This window comes from Erythrobacter sp. YT30 (assembly GCF_001542875.1).
Lineage (GTDB): Bacteria > Pseudomonadota > Alphaproteobacteria > Sphingomonadales > Sphingomonadaceae > Erythrobacter.
In genome coordinates, this window is record NZ_LMAF01000002.1 from 144,581 (window position 1) to 159,412 (window position 14,832).

A 14,832-nucleotide genomic window follows, 5' to 3' on the forward strand; every position below is an offset into this window, starting at 1 on the left:
AGCCTATTCGTCGAGGTTTCCAAACCCGCGACGCCACACCAAAACGGTGCGCTTGTAGTGGCTCACAATGTCGCCATGCTGGTTCTTGGCGATAGTCTTAAAAGTGACGATACCTTGCTCGGGCCGGCTTTTGCTTTCGCGTTTTTCGAGCACTTCGCTTTCACAATAAAGCGTATCGCCTACAAACAGCGGCTTCGTCATGCGCACTTCGTCCCAACCGAGATTGGCGATGGCTTTGCCGCTCGTGTCCGAAACACTCATCCCCGTCATCAGGGCGATGGTGAACGGGCTCACGACGAGCGGCTTGCCAAATTCGGTGTCCTTCGACAGCTCATAATCGAAATGCGCGGGATGCGTGTTCATCGTGAGCAGCGTGAACCACACATTGTCAGCATCGGTGATGGTGCGTCCGGGGCGATGTTCATAGACATGCCCGACTTCGAAATCCTCGAAGTAGCGTCCTTGCACTTCGCGGAAGCGGCCCGGAGAAACCTCGATCACACCATCACGCATTTAGAGTTCCTTCTTTTTGGCCTTTTTCGTGGCCTTGTGCGCGCGCAATTACCGCGCGGTATTTCTTGATGAACGGAGCCTCGAGCATCCGCCCTTTGAAACGGATCGCGCGCCCTCCGCCCTCTTCGTAAGCGGATAGAGCTTCGCGCGCTTCGGCCACTTCAGCCTCGCTGGGTGCGAATGCCGTGTGAATTGCGCTCAATTGCCGGGGGTGGATCGCAGCTTTAGCGGCAAAGCCAAGGGAGCGCGCGCGGTCGCATTCTTCGGCCAAGCCTGCCTCATCCTCGAGGCCGATAAAGGGTACATCAATGGCGGGCTTCTTCGCTTCCGCACAGGCGAGAATGAAGGCGTGACGCGCGCCCAAGAGAGGCTCCCACGCCAGTTCCACGCCCAATTCGCCCGAGAAATCTCCGCCACCAAACATAACTGCAGTAACCGCATCATGCTCCGCGATTTCCAGCGCATAACGCAGCCCCTTGGGCGTTTCGATCAACGGGATGAGATCAGGGCATTGATCGCCCAAGGCCCCTACAACCACGAAGAGTTCAGCAGACGATTCGACCATCGGGACGAGCAGCGTTTCGGGCAGTGCATCGCATTCACTCAGCGCTGCAAGATCGCGCACGCCCGCGGCTGTGGTCACTGCATTGATACGGATCGCCCACCCATCAGGCACCGATGCGACTGCACCCAAGGCGGCGTCGCGAGAGGTCACCTTATCCTCGGCAGCAACTGCATCCTCAAGATCAATAACCGTCAGACCAGCGCCAGCCGCCTTGGCTTTCGCAAAGCGATCAGGCCGTGATCCCGGCACAAACAAGAGACTGGCTGCTGAAAACACGATTCTTCGATGTCCACCCGAATTTCGCCCACAGGCGTTTTGAAAGAGGGTTCACAATTTGTCCGGACAAATATAAAGTCAAGGACGAATTACTCAAATGTCCGGACAAATTTTTGTTCCGGACTTTGTTCGGAGGGCATATATGAAACGCTTCACGTCTTTTTTCACCGCAGCAGGATTGGCCGCAGCCTCGTTCATGATGGGCGCGCCGGCCCATGCGCAAACGCTAGATCCCTCGAAACCCGAAGACGCTCTCGAGATTTCAAAGCGGCTGCAATGCGGTGTGTCAGCCGATGAGCCTGCGGTTTATCACTGGTCGGGCAATATTTACGGCCGCAGCCCCGGCGTGCGCGACAAGCTGCTCTTCAAAGGCGAAGGAATGAATATCCGGCGCTGCGTTGAAGTTGAAGATCCAGAGCGCGGCAAAGGCTGGCGCCTGATCAGCCGCGAAGTGATGCTAATGCTGGATCCTGCAACAGGGGAAGTCCTCAACACATGGGAGAACCCCTATACCGGCGAAACGGTCGATGTGATGCAAATCCACAATGACCCGGTGAACGGTCGTCCAAATTTCCCGGTGGGCAGCGATGGATCGCCGTTCACGCTTTCAACCATGAAAGAAGCCGGCCCATACGTCTTCATCCCGTTTGAAGTGCCGCTGTTCTACACCAATCCGCTTGCGGGTGGTTATCAGGATTATGTCGGCAACAAGTATCACGCGATGGAGATTTTCGATTTCGCCGCGCTGAAAGAGGAGCTGTTTGATAGCTCTACCCCGACAGCCTACCCGATGATCAGCTGGGTGCGCATTTCGCCATGGGCCCCGTGGATGGAAATGGGTGGGCGTCCCGGGCAAATGGTATTCAACGCAATGGGCCGCAAATTGCCCGGCGGGTTTGAAGAACTGCCCGACGTGCTCAAGAATGAAATCCGCGCCAATTATCCGATCTACGAGCAAGCGCCGCCCAAGGACGATACACGCCGCAATGAAACCACCTGGACGAAGTTCAAACTGCTCCAGGATCAGGCCGCAGCCGAGGCAGGCGAAGCCGAAACGGCCACTGAAGGCGAATAGGGCGAAGGGAGCGCCGCGATGACAACCCGGCGCTCTTTTATTGCGGGCACCACAGCAGCGATTATCGCTGGCGCTGCCCCTCGTCAGGCTTGGGGCAAAACTGAAGTCGACGTCGCAATAATCGGTGCAGGGCTCGCGGGTCTCCTAGCGGCGAGGATATGCGAGGCGGCAGGTCTGTCCGTCGTCGTTTTGGAAGGCGAAGGGCGGATTGGCGGGCGACTTTATACGCTCGATGATATGCCGGGAAAGCCCGAGGCAGGCGGTATTCAAGTGGGTGCTGGATACAAAAGGCTTCATGGAATAGCGAGCGAGCTTGGCGTTGGCCTTTCCAGCGATGGAGGAGCAAGCGCTGGTCGCAGACAATCCCCGGGAAATCTGTATTGGGTGAATGGCGAGCGAAGCGTTGCCGGCGACTGGAGCGCCCGCCCTTCAAACCCACTCGATGACACAAATATCGGCACAGAGCCTGCGGCGCTTCTGCGAAAGCATGCGGGCGCTTTCGCGCGATTAGACCCGGTCACCGACTGGCTGAACTCCGATCCCGCGACGGATGTGTCGGTTGCAATGGCGCTCCGAAAAGCAGGCGCGAGCCGAGAGGAACTCCGCCTGATTGAGGCGAATTTCAACGGCAATTCCTTAGCCAGCATGTCGCAGCTCCACTTGGCGCGCAGCTTCGCGATTTACCGCGCGGGAGCAGGACCGATATCAACCATCGAAGGCGGATCGCAGCGTCTTCCTGAAGCGATGGCTGCCTCGCTTTCGAGCGATATCCGCCGCTTTACAAGGGTGCGTGCAATCCGCGAGGAAGCGGACGGCGTCGTGCTCGATCTGGGTGGCGGTCGAGCAGGAATACTCGGCGCGCGCCAGGTCATTTGCACGATCCCGTTTTCTGCCTTGAGCACCGTTCCGATCGAAGCCCCACTCTCACCGGCGATGGCGCAAATGATCGCGGCATTGCCCTACACCCATGCAAGTTTTGCGTATCTCACTGCGGGTGAGCCTTTCTGGCAGTCCGATCCTTTCCCCGACACGCTTTGGACTGACGATCCGCTGCTCGGACGTGTCTTCGTATTGTCGGATGGGTCGGGGGACGGTCCTCCCATGCTCAAGCTGTGGACTACGGGAATGGGCGCCAATTGGCTGGATCGGCTGGGCGAAGCCGAGGCCAGATTACAAATCATCGAGAGGCTTGCAAAAGCGCGCCCATCCTCATCGGGAAAGATCACCGCCATCCGCCGCTTCAGCTGGCAGCGTGAGACAGGCGCGCGCGGCATTTACCACCATATCGGCACAGGCATGGCAAAAAGCCTCGCCGAGGCCGCGCAGGAAAGCGGCACACGCCTTCACTTTGCGGGCGAACATCTCGCGATTGAAAACAGCGGGATGGAAGGCGCGCTGGAAAGCGGCGAACGCGCGGCGCAACAGGTCTTTGCGCGAATGGCCTAAAGAAAAGGCGGAGCGCCAAAACGCCCCGCCCTTTCCGTTTCCTAATCTGCAGTGCCAGTTAGAACCCAGCCGACAACACCACGCCAAATCTACGTCCAGGACGCAGGCCTGCAATGAAGCTGCGGCGGAAATTCACGTCCGCATCAGCATAGCGGATGATCTGCTGCACGGCATCCTCATCGAACAGATTGTTGACGTATAGCTGGATGCGGAACCGATCGTTCTCAAGGCCGAGCCTTGCATCAACCTCAGTCGCAGAGCCCGTCTCTGCCAAATTGTGAACCTGGGCAAAGCTGGACGATGTGTAAGTGATGTTTGCGCCCATGAAGACATCCCACGTGCCCCCGCCAATCTCTGTCGCAGAGCGGTAATTGACGTCGGCAAAAATGCGGTGCTTGGGCGCACGCGGTATGGCCTTGCCTTCGATAGAGCCGAAGAGACTCTGGCAACCTGAAACGTCCGGGAATTGGTCCCCAGTCGAGCAATTGACCAAGCCATCATCAGCGACATCGTTCAGCACGCCTTGGTTTTCATCGAAGCCGCTCGTGAATTCGGTATCGGCAAGCGCATAGTTCGCCGTCAGCGTAAGGCCCGGTGAAAGCTCCCCGATGAGCTCAGCTTCGATCCCGAAAACCTCGGCATCGCCCGCATTCACCACAGCGCTCACTTGGTTTGGCGGATCAGAAATGTTCTGCGTCAGCTGATAACCTTCGATGTCGGTATAGAAACCGGCGATATTGAAGATCACGCGGCCATCGGCAAACGTGTTCTTAAAGCCGAGTTCGTAGCCGGTGTTCTCTTCTTCCTGAAACGTGCCCGCACCAGCGTTTCGCGCATTCACGCCGTTGAAACCACCTGGCTTTTGGCCCTGGGCGAAGATCGCGTAAAGCAGATTGTCGGGAGCAAATTTCCAGTCAAAGGTCACGCGAGGTGAGAATTTGGTGAACTTCGCGCGGAAATCCTCGCCCGGCGGACGCATGTCACCCTCGTCGAAGTCGAACAGTGTCTGTTCGATGGTCTCTTCGGCGTAACGCGCTTCGATCCCAAGATTGATGTCTGGCGTAATATGCCAGTTGATCGCACCGAAGATCGCAATGTTCTCAATAGTTGAGAGGTTCTCACTACGGTCATTGGGTGTCGACGGGCCAAAGAATGGGGCAACGCTGCCGCAGATTGGGTTTGCCGCGCATAGAGCATTCTCAGCCGCGATGGCAGCACCAAAGCTCGCGCCTGCGCGCGCAGCGGCGTCTGCCGGCACTTCGCGGATGGTGAAGTTGTCATCGCTCTGATCGAAGTAGTATCCGCCAAGGATGAAATCGAAAGCGTCGCTTTCATACTGCAGGCGCAATTCTTGCGACCAATCTTCGGTTTCGTTGCGATTGGCGAAGCTGAAGTCGACCGTGGTACCGACAAAGCCAAACGGGAAGATTGGTCCTGCCGGTCCAAATCCAATCGGTGCGCCTGCAGGGAAGCGCGCGAACACGGCCGTCTGGAAGCTGTTCGGCCCGTAATCGCCATCTGTTAGCAATGTCTCTTCGCGATTGTTGTAGCCAGTCAGCGAGATGAGTTGGAGTTCATCGCTGATGTCGTATTCCATCCGGAACGAGACATTGTAGGTGTCCGCTTCGAGCCCGACGTCTTCAGGGTCTGAGAATTGCCGAGAGAAATCGGTATTGAGTTCGCCTGGCTGGATTACGCCGCAGAAATAGCGCCCTCCCCCGCCATACAGCGAGCCATTATCGAACAGGCAGTTGTTCTGCTCGGTCCCTTGCGCGAAGATGGCCGGCTGGCCGTCATCGGTGCGGTTGTAATAGCCGCGCAGAGTTGCCCGGAATGGCCCGCCATCATCGTAAGCAAGGATGCCGGAAGTAGACCATGACATTTGCTGGCCCAGCTTCTCGCCATCGAACTGGTTCGTGAACTCGCCGCCAAAGTCATAATAGCGACCGTTCACTCCGACGGAGAACCCATTGCCGATTGGACCGCGGATACCGGCGGTCACTTCGTAACGGTCATCTTCAGCAAGGTCGGCAGTGATGCGACCTTCCCATTGATCGCCGGGAAGTTTGGAGATGATGTTGATCGCACCAGAATAGGTGTTGCGTCCATAAAGAGCGCTTTGCGGGCCTTTGACGACTTCGATGCGTTCAATCGTGTCGATGTCATAATCGGCGAGGCTGCCCGTGTAGTAGATGCCATCGATGAAGAACGCGACGCCGCTATCGCCCAGGATGTTAGCCTGACCACGAATAACCGGGCGGTTGCCGTCACGGCCAAAACTATCATCGAAGATAAGGCCCGGCGTGATCTGGGCAATGTCGGTCAGATTGTTGAGGTTATAGCGCTCAATCGTTTCGGCTGTCGCAACAGCGACGCTGGTTGGAACCTCTTGAAGCGATTCCTCGCGGCGGCGTGCCGTAACGATAATCTCAGAGCTTTCTTCTGCGATTGTGCGAGCTTCGGCATCTTCGTCAGCGTCGGTCGCCTGCGCAAACACCGTACTCGGCGTCATCACCGTTGCAGCGAGCAATGCGCCGCGAAAAAGCATCTTCATGGTTCCCTCCTATTTGTGCGCCGCGATCCCGCACGGCGCGCATTCGTCCCTGTCTCTATTTCTGACTCCTGATCAGAATTTGTCCAGACAAATTTGCGTCAAATCTGTGAATGACACCAAAACTGCGTTTTCACAGCAACGGTTTCACATTGCCCAGAAACGCCGTGATCAGGAGCAGAATATACACTGCCCAGACCCAAAGGCGCGTCTTGTCCATTGTGCGTCGCAACGGGATTTCAGTCTCATCGCTCGATCCCTGCTCCAACACAGCCGTCAATTGCGCGCCCACAGGTTTGAATGTCACGTCGATCATGATGGCGGAGACAAAAATCAATCCGAACATCAGCGCCTTCCAGGCGAGCCAGTTTGGCTCTAGCGGGGCGCCCGCAATAAGGCTTTGCCCGCCGAGCCATAGATAGAAGCCTCCGATCAGCCAGCGCAGCCAGCCTTCGATCTTTCGATTGCGCGCCGCGCGGGGGGTCTGATCATGCTTGTGCGAATCCCAGACGAGAGCAAGCCAGAACAAGCCCACAACCCAGGCTGTAATCACCAGCCACGCCGGTACATTCCACCAGCCGCCCAAATCAACGACACTCAATGACAGCGGAACCATCAGCGCCCAGGCGCTGCGCGGGACCATATCGATTTCGACCAGCAGCTTCAGCAACGCGATGCGCTGTTCGAGCGTGTAGTCTTCGCGCCGACGAAAGTGCTGCCCCAAAACGAACACACCCACATCGGCCCCAAGCCACAGTACGAACAGCAATAGGTGCGCATAGACCAAGGTTGGGTAGGCCAGATCAGCTAACGACACGAGTTCCCCTTTCGCAAAACTGTTGCAGGAATCACGCAATTTGCGACAGATTCCTTCAATTTGTCCGGACAAATTGCACTTCTTGGCTTGACAGACAAGAGGTTGTCCGGACAAATCCGTAGTGCAGGTCGTGGGATCGATCGGTAAAGACCGCCCAACGCGTTACATAAAGGACCGCCCTAAATGCACCTTTCAAGCTTCAAGAAGCTCACCCTCTCCGCCACCGTTTCTCTCGCCGCCATCGCGGCATTGCCATCGCAGGCTCTTGCGCAAGATACGGGAGATAGCGAAGCAGAAGAAACCACCGGAGTTGGAACCATCATCGTTACCGCACAGCGGCGCGATGAAAATGTGCAAGACGTTCCGATTGCGATTTCTGCATTCAATCAGGAAGCGTTGGAAGCGCGCGGTATCGCCAACGCGCTCGAAGTTGCGCAATTCGTTCCAAACCTTGTTGGTCTCAACAACACCGGGCTTGGCACTGCGAATGCCTATTATCTTCGCGGTATCGGCAATACGGAAAGTATCGCCACCTTCGATCCGCCCATCGGCACTTATGTCGATGACATCTATCTCTCGCGTCAGAACGCCAACAACCTCTCGCTGTTTGACGTAAACCGGGTTGAAGTCCTTCGCGGTCCGCAAGGCACGCTGTTTGGCCGCAACACAACGGGCGGCGCGGTGAACGTCTACATGAACGATCCGGGCGATGAAGTCGCTGGCTTTGCCGAGATCGGATATGGTTCCTACGATCAGATCATGGGCCGCGCCTCGATCGACATTCCGCTGGCGGACAGTTTTTCGATCAAGGTTTCTGGGTATTTCCAGGATGATGATGGCTACGCGATCAACAACCTTGCTGACGATAGAACCAACGAGAACGATGGCTGGGGTGTTCGCCTTGGCCTACGCGGTGAGCTATCTGACAGTGTTACATGGAAAGGTTCGTACATCCGCACGTTCGCGGATTCGGCCAACGTCCTGAACTTTGATTGCGACCCGACAGACCCAACCAATTGTGATGGCCGCTTTGTATCCACCGGTTTCACCGAAGACAGCAATCTCATCAGCCCGGTTTTCGGACCGCTGCTGACAGGTGACAAAGCCAATTTCGGCCTCGGCAACGAAGCCACCATGGACTTCGTCTCATCAAACCTTGAAGTCGGTATTGGCGATGATTGGGCGGTCAACATCATCACCGGCTTTGTTGATATCAAACAGGATTTTGCGCTCGATTTTGCTGACGGCCGCGGCCTGCCCAGCGCTTCGAACCCGATCCCTCCAGTGACGGGCTTTACCTTTGGCGGCTTCACCATCGCCAATGAAGGCAGCCACACGCAATTCACGCAAGAGATCAAGTTCACCGGCAGCATCGCCGATGGCCTGATCGACATCGTTGGCGGCGTCTTCTATTTCTACGAGGATAACCGGACCGATTTCGGCGATATCTTCTCGCTCAATTTGGGGCCCGGCGGACCACCGCCAGATGGTTTCCCACTTTTGCTGGCTGATCGCGTGATCGACAACACAGCTGAGGCTTGGGCGGGATACGCGCAAGCTGACGTCAATCTGACCGACAGGCTGACCGTTACTGCAGGCATTCGTTACACGGATGAAACCAAGACTTTCGAGATCAGAGACAACCGCCCACGCTTGGGCGGCGGGCTGTGTCAGGCTGCGAACCAGTTTGGACCGTCGACTTGTATCGATTCTGAAAATCTTGTCGCCGCCAATGGACGCGTGATCCCGCGTGAACAATCGGTTGATCTGTTCACACCGCGCTTCGCCATCAACTACCAACTCGACGACATTTTGCTGTTCGCTTCGGCAACGCGCGGTTTCAAATCGGGTGGCTGGAATGCTCGCGGCACTTCGCCGGGTGAACTGCTGCCATTCGGCCCTGAGACCGCGTGGTCATACGAGGCAGGTTTCAAATCGGACCTGTTCGGCAATCTCGTCCGGCTCAACGTGACCGCGTTCTGGCTTGATGTGAGCGATTTGCAGGCGCCATCGGCGTTTATCCGCAATGATGGCAGCCTCGCCTTCCTCACCCGTAACTTTGCCGATTATGAAAACCGTGGTCTCGAGGTTGAACTCACCACTGTGCCTGTTGATGGCCTCAATCTGTTTGCCTCGCTCGGCTATCAGGATGATGAATACAACATCGATCAAAACGCACCCGCGCTTGACGAATTTGGCGTGCAATCCGTGGCCGCGCAGCAGGCAGCGTGCCTTAGCCAGCTTGCAGCAGGTCTGATCCCCAACGTATCAGGCCCAGACAACGCGGCCGCATGCGGCGTTGGCATTGTCTCGCCGGACGGATCACTCGCAGAGCCAGTACGTACGCCGGAATTCACCATCGCGTTTGGCGGAAGCTACGACATTGATCTTGGCGATTTCACATTCCGTCCGTTCGCCAACGCAAACTGGCGCAGCGATAGCGAGGTCGGCACAAGTGAGCTAACCCTGTTCGATCAGCCGGTTACCGGTCCCTCAGGCACGGTCTTCCCGGCCAACACGCTTGGTCTCGGCGATCCGATTGACCCTGCTTCCGGGTCCTTCAGCGAAGCCCGCTGGATCGTCAATGGCGGGATCACGCTGGCTCATACAGGTGGTATCTCTGTCACTGCCGAATGCCGCAATTGCTTTGATGAAGAGGCCGTTGAAAGCGCGCTTGCCAACTTCAGCTATCTGAACCCACCGCGCACATGGATCGTGCGGGCAAAGTTCGACTTCTGATCAAGGGACCTGGCCGAGCACACTTTGACCAACTCAGCAGGCCTGATGCGACAAATGCGAGCGGCGGCAGTGACATGGGTTGCTGCCGCCGCCAGCCTTTTTGCGAGCCCTGCCTCGGCACAATCTGATGCCCCAGCCGCCGCCGAATTCGGGGTCGGGCCATGGAGCGAAGTCGTCGTCAGTGTTACCGATCTCGATGCGAGCTCAGCATGGCTTGTCGAGGATGGCGGTTGGTCGGTTGTCTCAAGCGGCGACATTGAGCGCGCTGAGCTTGAGTATTGGTCGCTTCCCAGGGATGTGAGCGGGGCTTTCCGCAAAATCTGCGCTCCGCAATCTGACGCCGGGTGTATTCGTTTCGTTCGCTTTGACGGTGCAGAGAATCAGCGTCCCATTCGCCTCGCGGCGCGTCCATGGGACACTGGCGGCATTTATTCCATCATGCTGCGAACCAATGATGCGCTGGCGATGTTTGATGCGGCGATTACTCGCGGTTGGTGGGCGGAAAGCCAGCCCTACGAATTCAGCTTTGGCGGTTCCGATCTCGTCAATGTTGTGATCCAGGGGCCGCACGGCGTGAATTACGCGATGTATCAGCGAAAAAGCCCTGAATTTACAGGCTTTCCCGTCGGCAGGCTAAGCCAGGCATTCAACACAATGCGGATGGTCAATGATCAACCAGCCAGCCTTACGTGGTATCGCGACAGACTGGGCCTTGGCGTGCTGTTCGACGCGCCCTTCACCGATCCAGAGGCGCGGGTGAACAATTTCTCGGTGCCCGCAAACTATGCCACGCAATTGGTGCGCCGCGCTGCTGTCGTCCAGCCAATCCTGCCGGGCGAAGACGGCAGGATCGAATTGATGCAATTCGAGGGATTTGACGGCCGCGATTTCTCAGAATTCGCCTCTCCGCCCAATCTCGGTATCATTTCTGTGCGCTATCCCGTCAAAGACTATGAGACATATCGCGCATTTATTGAGAGCGAGGGTGTCGAGATTGAGCGTTCGGCAACAGGTGCGGTGATCCCCTCTCTGGCTGGCCAAAGTGCGCGTACAAATCTGTTCGCTGTGCGCGATCCTGATGGGAATCTGACGGAGTTCTATGATGCCGAATGAGGTCGGACTTGGCATACCGAGCAGGCGAAGTTTTATGACGGTCACGGCGGGAACCATCGCTGCAACAGCGCTTAGCGGAAGCGCGGCGAGCGCGCTTTCTGCAAAATCCCCGTCCAAGCGCGATATCGTGCTAGTCCACGGGGCGTGGCATGGCGGGTGGTGCTGGGATCCGGTGCGCCCAATGCTGGAGGCAACGGGGCACCGCGTCTTCACCCCTACGCTCACCGGCCTTGGTGATCGGGCGAATGAACTGACACCGCAAGTGGGCCTAGATACGCATATCAACGATGTAATCGAAACCATCATTGCCAACGAACTGACGGACATCGTGCTTTGCGGACACTCGTATGGCGGCATGGTGATCACCGGTGTAGCTGACGCCATGAAGTCACGTATCGGCCACATCGTCTATCTTGACGCCGCTCTTCCTCAAGATGGAAAGACCATGCTGAGTTATGGCGAGCCACGCCCGCAGGAGGCTATCGATGGTGCGATTGCAGCGATGAGCGCGATGGCACCTGACGGAGTTGGAATTGCAGTTTTCCCGCCCAGCGTGCTGGGTATTCCCGAGGATCATCCTCTCCACGATTGGGTAGCGGAGCGCCTCACCCCGCACCCGCTGAAAACGTGGCTCGATCCGATCGCGCTTCAAAACCGTGGGCCGCAAGGCCTTGCCCGGACTTATATCCATTGCAACAGCCCTGCCCTCGCCCAAACCCAGTTCGCTTGGCTCTATGGCGAGTTGCAAAGCGATCCTGAGTGGAACACACTGTTACTTGCCACCGGGCATGATGCGATGGTGACTGATCCTGAAGGCGTTGCGAAGATACTGCTGGCCGCGGCGGCAGACGCAAACACGGGATCAACAGGAGATACGCAGTGAATTCAAGCGCCGGGGTAAAAGGAATCCAAGCAGGTGAATTTTCCAAGGGCTGGAAAGTCCTGTTGACTTGTCTTCTTGGGGTCGCTTGCGGAGCCTCCCCTTTGCCGTTCAACATCATTGGCTTGCTCTTCGATCCGCTTCAAAGCGAATTTGGATGGACACGCCTTCAAGTCAGCGCGGGTGTTACGGTTTTCGGAATAACCGCAGCGCTGCTCGCACCACTCTATGGCGCGGCTTCTGATCGTTTTGGCGTTCGCCCGGTAACGCTTATCAGCGTTTTTCTTTTTGGCTTATCGTTTGCGGCCTTCTTCGTCATGCCTGGTTCTTTAGTCGGGTATTACAGCTTGTGGTTCATGGTCGGCCTTGTCGGAATCGGATCTACTCCAGTGACTTGGAGCCGGGCGATTAACCTCTGGTTCTTCCGCAACCGCGGCCTTGCCCTTGGCATTATGTTGCTCGGTACATCACTTGCGGCAATCGTGGTGCCAAAGCTCGCGGGCGCTGTTCTCCAAGATCAAGGCTGGCGCTACATGTTTCTTTACATGGCAGGACTGCCCTTGTTGGTTTCATTGCCGCTTGCCGTGTTGTTTTTCCGTGAGCCTCGTGACGCTGAACGACCGCGCGAAGTCGCTGAGCAAGGTGGGAACACAACAGGGATCGATTTTGCTACAGCCATTAAAGATCGGCGGTTTTGGCTGATATTCGCTTCCATCATGTTGATTGCCACTGCCTATGGTGGGGCGCACATTCACATGATCCCGATTGTAATGGATCATGGTTTTGGCATTGATGGCGCCACAACTGTGATGAGCTCAGTTGGGCTTGGCATTTTTGCAGGACGGATCATTACAGGCGCGCTGCTCGATCGGTTCTGGGCAGGACATGTTGCCTTTCCACTTTTGTCTCTGCCTGCCATCGCCTGTGTGATGCTAGCCGGGCAGGACGGCACGCTTACTGCTCTTGTCATTGCAGGCTTTATGCTCGGTTTTGCAGCAGGTGCCGAGAGTGATCTCATCGCTTATCTTACGGGACGATACTTCGGCATGGGACATTACGGCAAGATATACGGAATGCTCTACCTTCCATTTGGCCTATTTTCCGCAACATCGCCGATGATCTATGGTGGTGTTCGAGATGCGACGGGTTCTTATGATCTCATATTGTTTGTGGCGGCACCGCTTTTTATTCTTGGTGGCGCGCTGCTGCTTTTCCTTGGACGCTACCCAGAGAGCTTTCCGTCGGTCGAACCAACATCTCCCCCAACCCCCGAAATGGAGCCTGCCTGATGGCGACGCTTGCAACCTCCCCTTCGATCCTCGCTGATAGTCTGCGCGCAACTGGCGCTGAGGTGCTGACTGATGAAGAGAGCCTCAACTTCTATGCCCACGACATCTATGATCGCGGCGCTGATCTGGCCGCTGTCGTGCGGCCCAAAGACAAGCACCAATTGGCCGCAGCCGTGAAAGCCGCGACCGATGCGGGCCATCCTGTCGCGCCGCGCGGTGGTGGGATGAGCTATACGGGCGGTTACACGCAAGAGCAGGCAGGTGCGGTGCTGTTTGACCTTGCGAGCATGAACCGCGTGCTCGAAGTCGATGATGTCTCGATGACTGTAACGGTTGAGGCCGGCTGCACCTGGGCGGCGCTTAAAGAACGCCTCTCGCACCATCACCTGCGCACCCCGATGTGGGGCACGCTCTCAGGGCTCAAAGCCAGCATTGGTGGGGGCATGAGCCAGAACGGTATCTTCTGGGGAACTGGGCGCTATGGATCCGCGGTGCAAAGCTGCACGGCGTTGGAAGTGGTGCTGGCCGACGGCACTTTGATCAATACAGGCAAGAAGCACACGCGGCCCTATGGCCCTGATCTTACCGGCATGTTCCTTGGCGACACCGGCGCGCTCGGGATCAAAGCGACCGTGACACTCAAACTGATCCCGGAGGCTGATTGCCACGCCTATGGCAGCTTCGCCTTCGATGACGCGAAAAGCTGGTTTGCCGCATCCAGCGCCATCGAGCGCCAAGGGATCGCAACCGAATGCTTTGGCTTTGATCCTTACCTCAATGCCATCCGCATGAAGCGCGACAGCCTGACAAGCGATGCGAAGCAGCTAGTCGGCATGATGAAGAAGCAGGGCGGCGTTCTGAAAGCTCTGAAGGAAGGCGCGAAGGTTGTCGCCGCTGGTCGCGATTTCCTCAAAGACGCGAACTTCTCCATGCATGTGCTGGCCGAAGGGCGCATTCAGGCAGCCGCCGATGCCGACATCGAAATCGCACGCGACATCGTCAAACGCTATGGCGGGCGCGAGGTTGAAAACACCATTCCCAAGATCATCCGCGCCAATCCGTTTGGTCCGTTGAATTCGATCCTCGGCCCTGATGGTGAGCGCTGGGCACCCATTCATGGCCTCGTCTCACACGGCCAATCGCCCGCCTGTTTCGCAGCGTTCGAAAAACTCTTTGCCGATCATGCCGAGGAAATGGAGCGGCTGGGCGTTCACTACGGAACGTTGATTGCAGCGGTCGGCGGTGCTGGCATGGTGATCGAGCCGTGCCTTTATTGGCCCGATGCAAGCAATCCTGTGATCAACGACACGATTGAGGCGGGGCATCTCAAAAAGCTTCCCAAACACGAAGCCAATGCGGAGGCTTGGGCTCTGACGCAGAAACTCAAAAAGGCGATCGTTGACATTTTCTACAATCACGATGCGGCGCATTTCCAGATCGGGCGCACCTATCGATATCGCGACAGCCTGCACCCACGCGCCGACGCTTTGCTAAAAGCGGCCAAGGCAGAACTGGACCCGCAAAACCTTATGAATCCGGGCTCGCTTGGCCTCTAGGTGGGCGGCTGT

The 14,832-nt window shown here is 57.0% G+C and carries 11 protein-coding genes; 7 read left to right on the plus strand and 4 right to left on the minus strand.

The annotated features are described in order from the left end of the window. Positions 1 to 3: 3 nt before the first annotated feature. On the minus strand, positions 4 to 513 hold the full coding sequence (locus tag AUC45_RS05390) for a MaoC family dehydratase (protein ID WP_067599459.1): 510 nt from the start codon (positions 511 to 513) through the stop codon (positions 4 to 6). Then, on the minus strand, positions 506 to 1,354 hold the full coding sequence (locus tag AUC45_RS05395) for a CoA ester lyase (protein ID WP_233998541.1): 849 nt from the start codon (positions 1,352 to 1,354) through the stop codon (positions 506 to 508). The genes AUC45_RS05390 and AUC45_RS05395 overlap by 8 nt, the downstream gene beginning before the upstream one ends. Positions 1,355 to 1,496: 142 nt before the next feature. Here AUC45_RS05395 and AUC45_RS05400 point away from each other — a divergent pair, with 142 nt between their 5' ends. Further along, positions 1,497 to 2,429: a DUF1838 family protein gene (locus AUC45_RS05400; RefSeq protein ID WP_067599469.1), complete on the plus strand. Its 933-nt coding sequence runs from the start codon at positions 1,497 to 1,499 to the stop codon at positions 2,427 to 2,429. Positions 2,430 to 2,447: 18 nt separating this feature from the next. Continuing rightward, entirely contained in the window at positions 2,448 to 3,875 is a 1,428-nt protein-coding gene (locus AUC45_RS05405) for an NAD(P)/FAD-dependent oxidoreductase (protein WP_067599472.1), read from the plus strand. A gap of 58 nt (positions 3,876 to 3,933) precedes the next feature. Here the strand turns inward: AUC45_RS05405 and AUC45_RS05410 are convergent, their stop codons facing one another. After that, complete coding sequence (locus tag AUC45_RS05410) at positions 3,934 to 6,429, minus strand: TonB-dependent receptor (RefSeq protein WP_067599475.1); 2,496 nt, start codon at positions 6,427 to 6,429, stop codon at positions 3,934 to 3,936. Between the two features lie 130 nt (positions 6,430 to 6,559). Next, positions 6,560 to 7,243, minus strand: a complete 684-nt coding sequence (locus AUC45_RS05415) for a hypothetical protein (RefSeq protein ID WP_067599479.1) — start codon at positions 7,241 to 7,243, stop codon at positions 6,560 to 6,562. A gap of 183 nt (positions 7,244 to 7,426) precedes the next feature. Between AUC45_RS05415 and AUC45_RS05420 the strand changes: the two genes are divergently transcribed. The 5 genes from AUC45_RS05420 (at position 7,427) to AUC45_RS05440 (ending at position 14,820) form a co-directional block, all read left to right on the plus strand. Beyond that, the gene (locus AUC45_RS05420) at positions 7,427 to 9,982 is read left to right on the plus strand and encodes a TonB-dependent receptor (protein ID WP_067599481.1); all 2,556 of its coding nucleotides are present in this window, start codon (positions 7,427 to 7,429) and stop codon (positions 9,980 to 9,982) included. Between the two features lie 45 nt (positions 9,983 to 10,027). Beyond that, positions 10,028 to 11,095 carry a VOC family protein gene (locus AUC45_RS05425; RefSeq protein WP_156423764.1) on the plus strand — a complete coding sequence of 356 codons (1,068 nt, stop codon included), beginning with the start codon at positions 10,028 to 10,030 and terminating at the stop codon, positions 11,093 to 11,095. A gap of 34 nt (positions 11,096 to 11,129) precedes the next feature. Then, positions 11,130 to 11,978 (plus strand): alpha/beta fold hydrolase, encoded by an 849-nt coding sequence (locus AUC45_RS05430; RefSeq protein ID WP_067599489.1) that lies wholly within the window; start codon positions 11,130 to 11,132, stop codon positions 11,976 to 11,978. A 101-nt stretch (positions 11,979 to 12,079) separates the two neighbouring features. Beyond that, the gene (locus AUC45_RS05435) at positions 12,080 to 13,264 is read left to right on the plus strand and encodes an MFS transporter (protein ID WP_233998542.1); all 1,185 of its coding nucleotides are present in this window, start codon (positions 12,080 to 12,082) and stop codon (positions 13,262 to 13,264) included. Continuing rightward, positions 13,264 to 14,820: an FAD-binding oxidoreductase gene (locus AUC45_RS05440; protein WP_067599493.1), complete on the plus strand. Its 1,557-nt coding sequence runs from the start codon at positions 13,264 to 13,266 to the stop codon at positions 14,818 to 14,820. Before AUC45_RS05435 ends, AUC45_RS05440 begins: the two co-directional genes overlap by 1 nt. Positions 14,821 to 14,832: the final 12 nt, after the last annotated feature.

Excerpts from the sequence above, each read along its gene's own strand:
- AUC45_RS05390 (WP_067599459.1), bottom strand. The coding sequence starts at position 513 with ATGCGTGATGGTGTGATCGAGGTTTCTCCGGGCCGCTTCCGCGAAGTG.
- AUC45_RS05400 (WP_067599469.1), top strand. The coding sequence starts at position 1,497 with ATGAAACGCTTCACGTCTTTTTTCACCGCAGCAGGATTGGCCGCAGCC.
- AUC45_RS05405 (WP_067599472.1), top strand. The coding sequence starts at position 2,448 with ATGACAACCCGGCGCTCTTTTATTGCGGGCACCACAGCAGCGATTATC.
- AUC45_RS05410 (WP_067599475.1), bottom strand. The coding sequence starts at position 6,429 with ATGAAGATGCTTTTTCGCGGCGCATTGCTCGCTGCAACGGTGATGACG.
- AUC45_RS05420 (WP_067599481.1), top strand. The coding sequence starts at position 7,427 with ATGCACCTTTCAAGCTTCAAGAAGCTCACCCTCTCCGCCACCGTTTCT.
- AUC45_RS05425 (WP_156423764.1), top strand. The coding sequence starts at position 10,028 with ATGCGACAAATGCGAGCGGCGGCAGTGACATGGGTTGCTGCCGCCGCC.
- AUC45_RS05430 (WP_067599489.1), top strand. The coding sequence starts at position 11,130 with ATGACGGTCACGGCGGGAACCATCGCTGCAACAGCGCTTAGCGGAAGC.
- AUC45_RS05440 (WP_067599493.1), top strand. The coding sequence starts at position 13,264 with ATGGCGACGCTTGCAACCTCCCCTTCGATCCTCGCTGATAGTCTGCGC.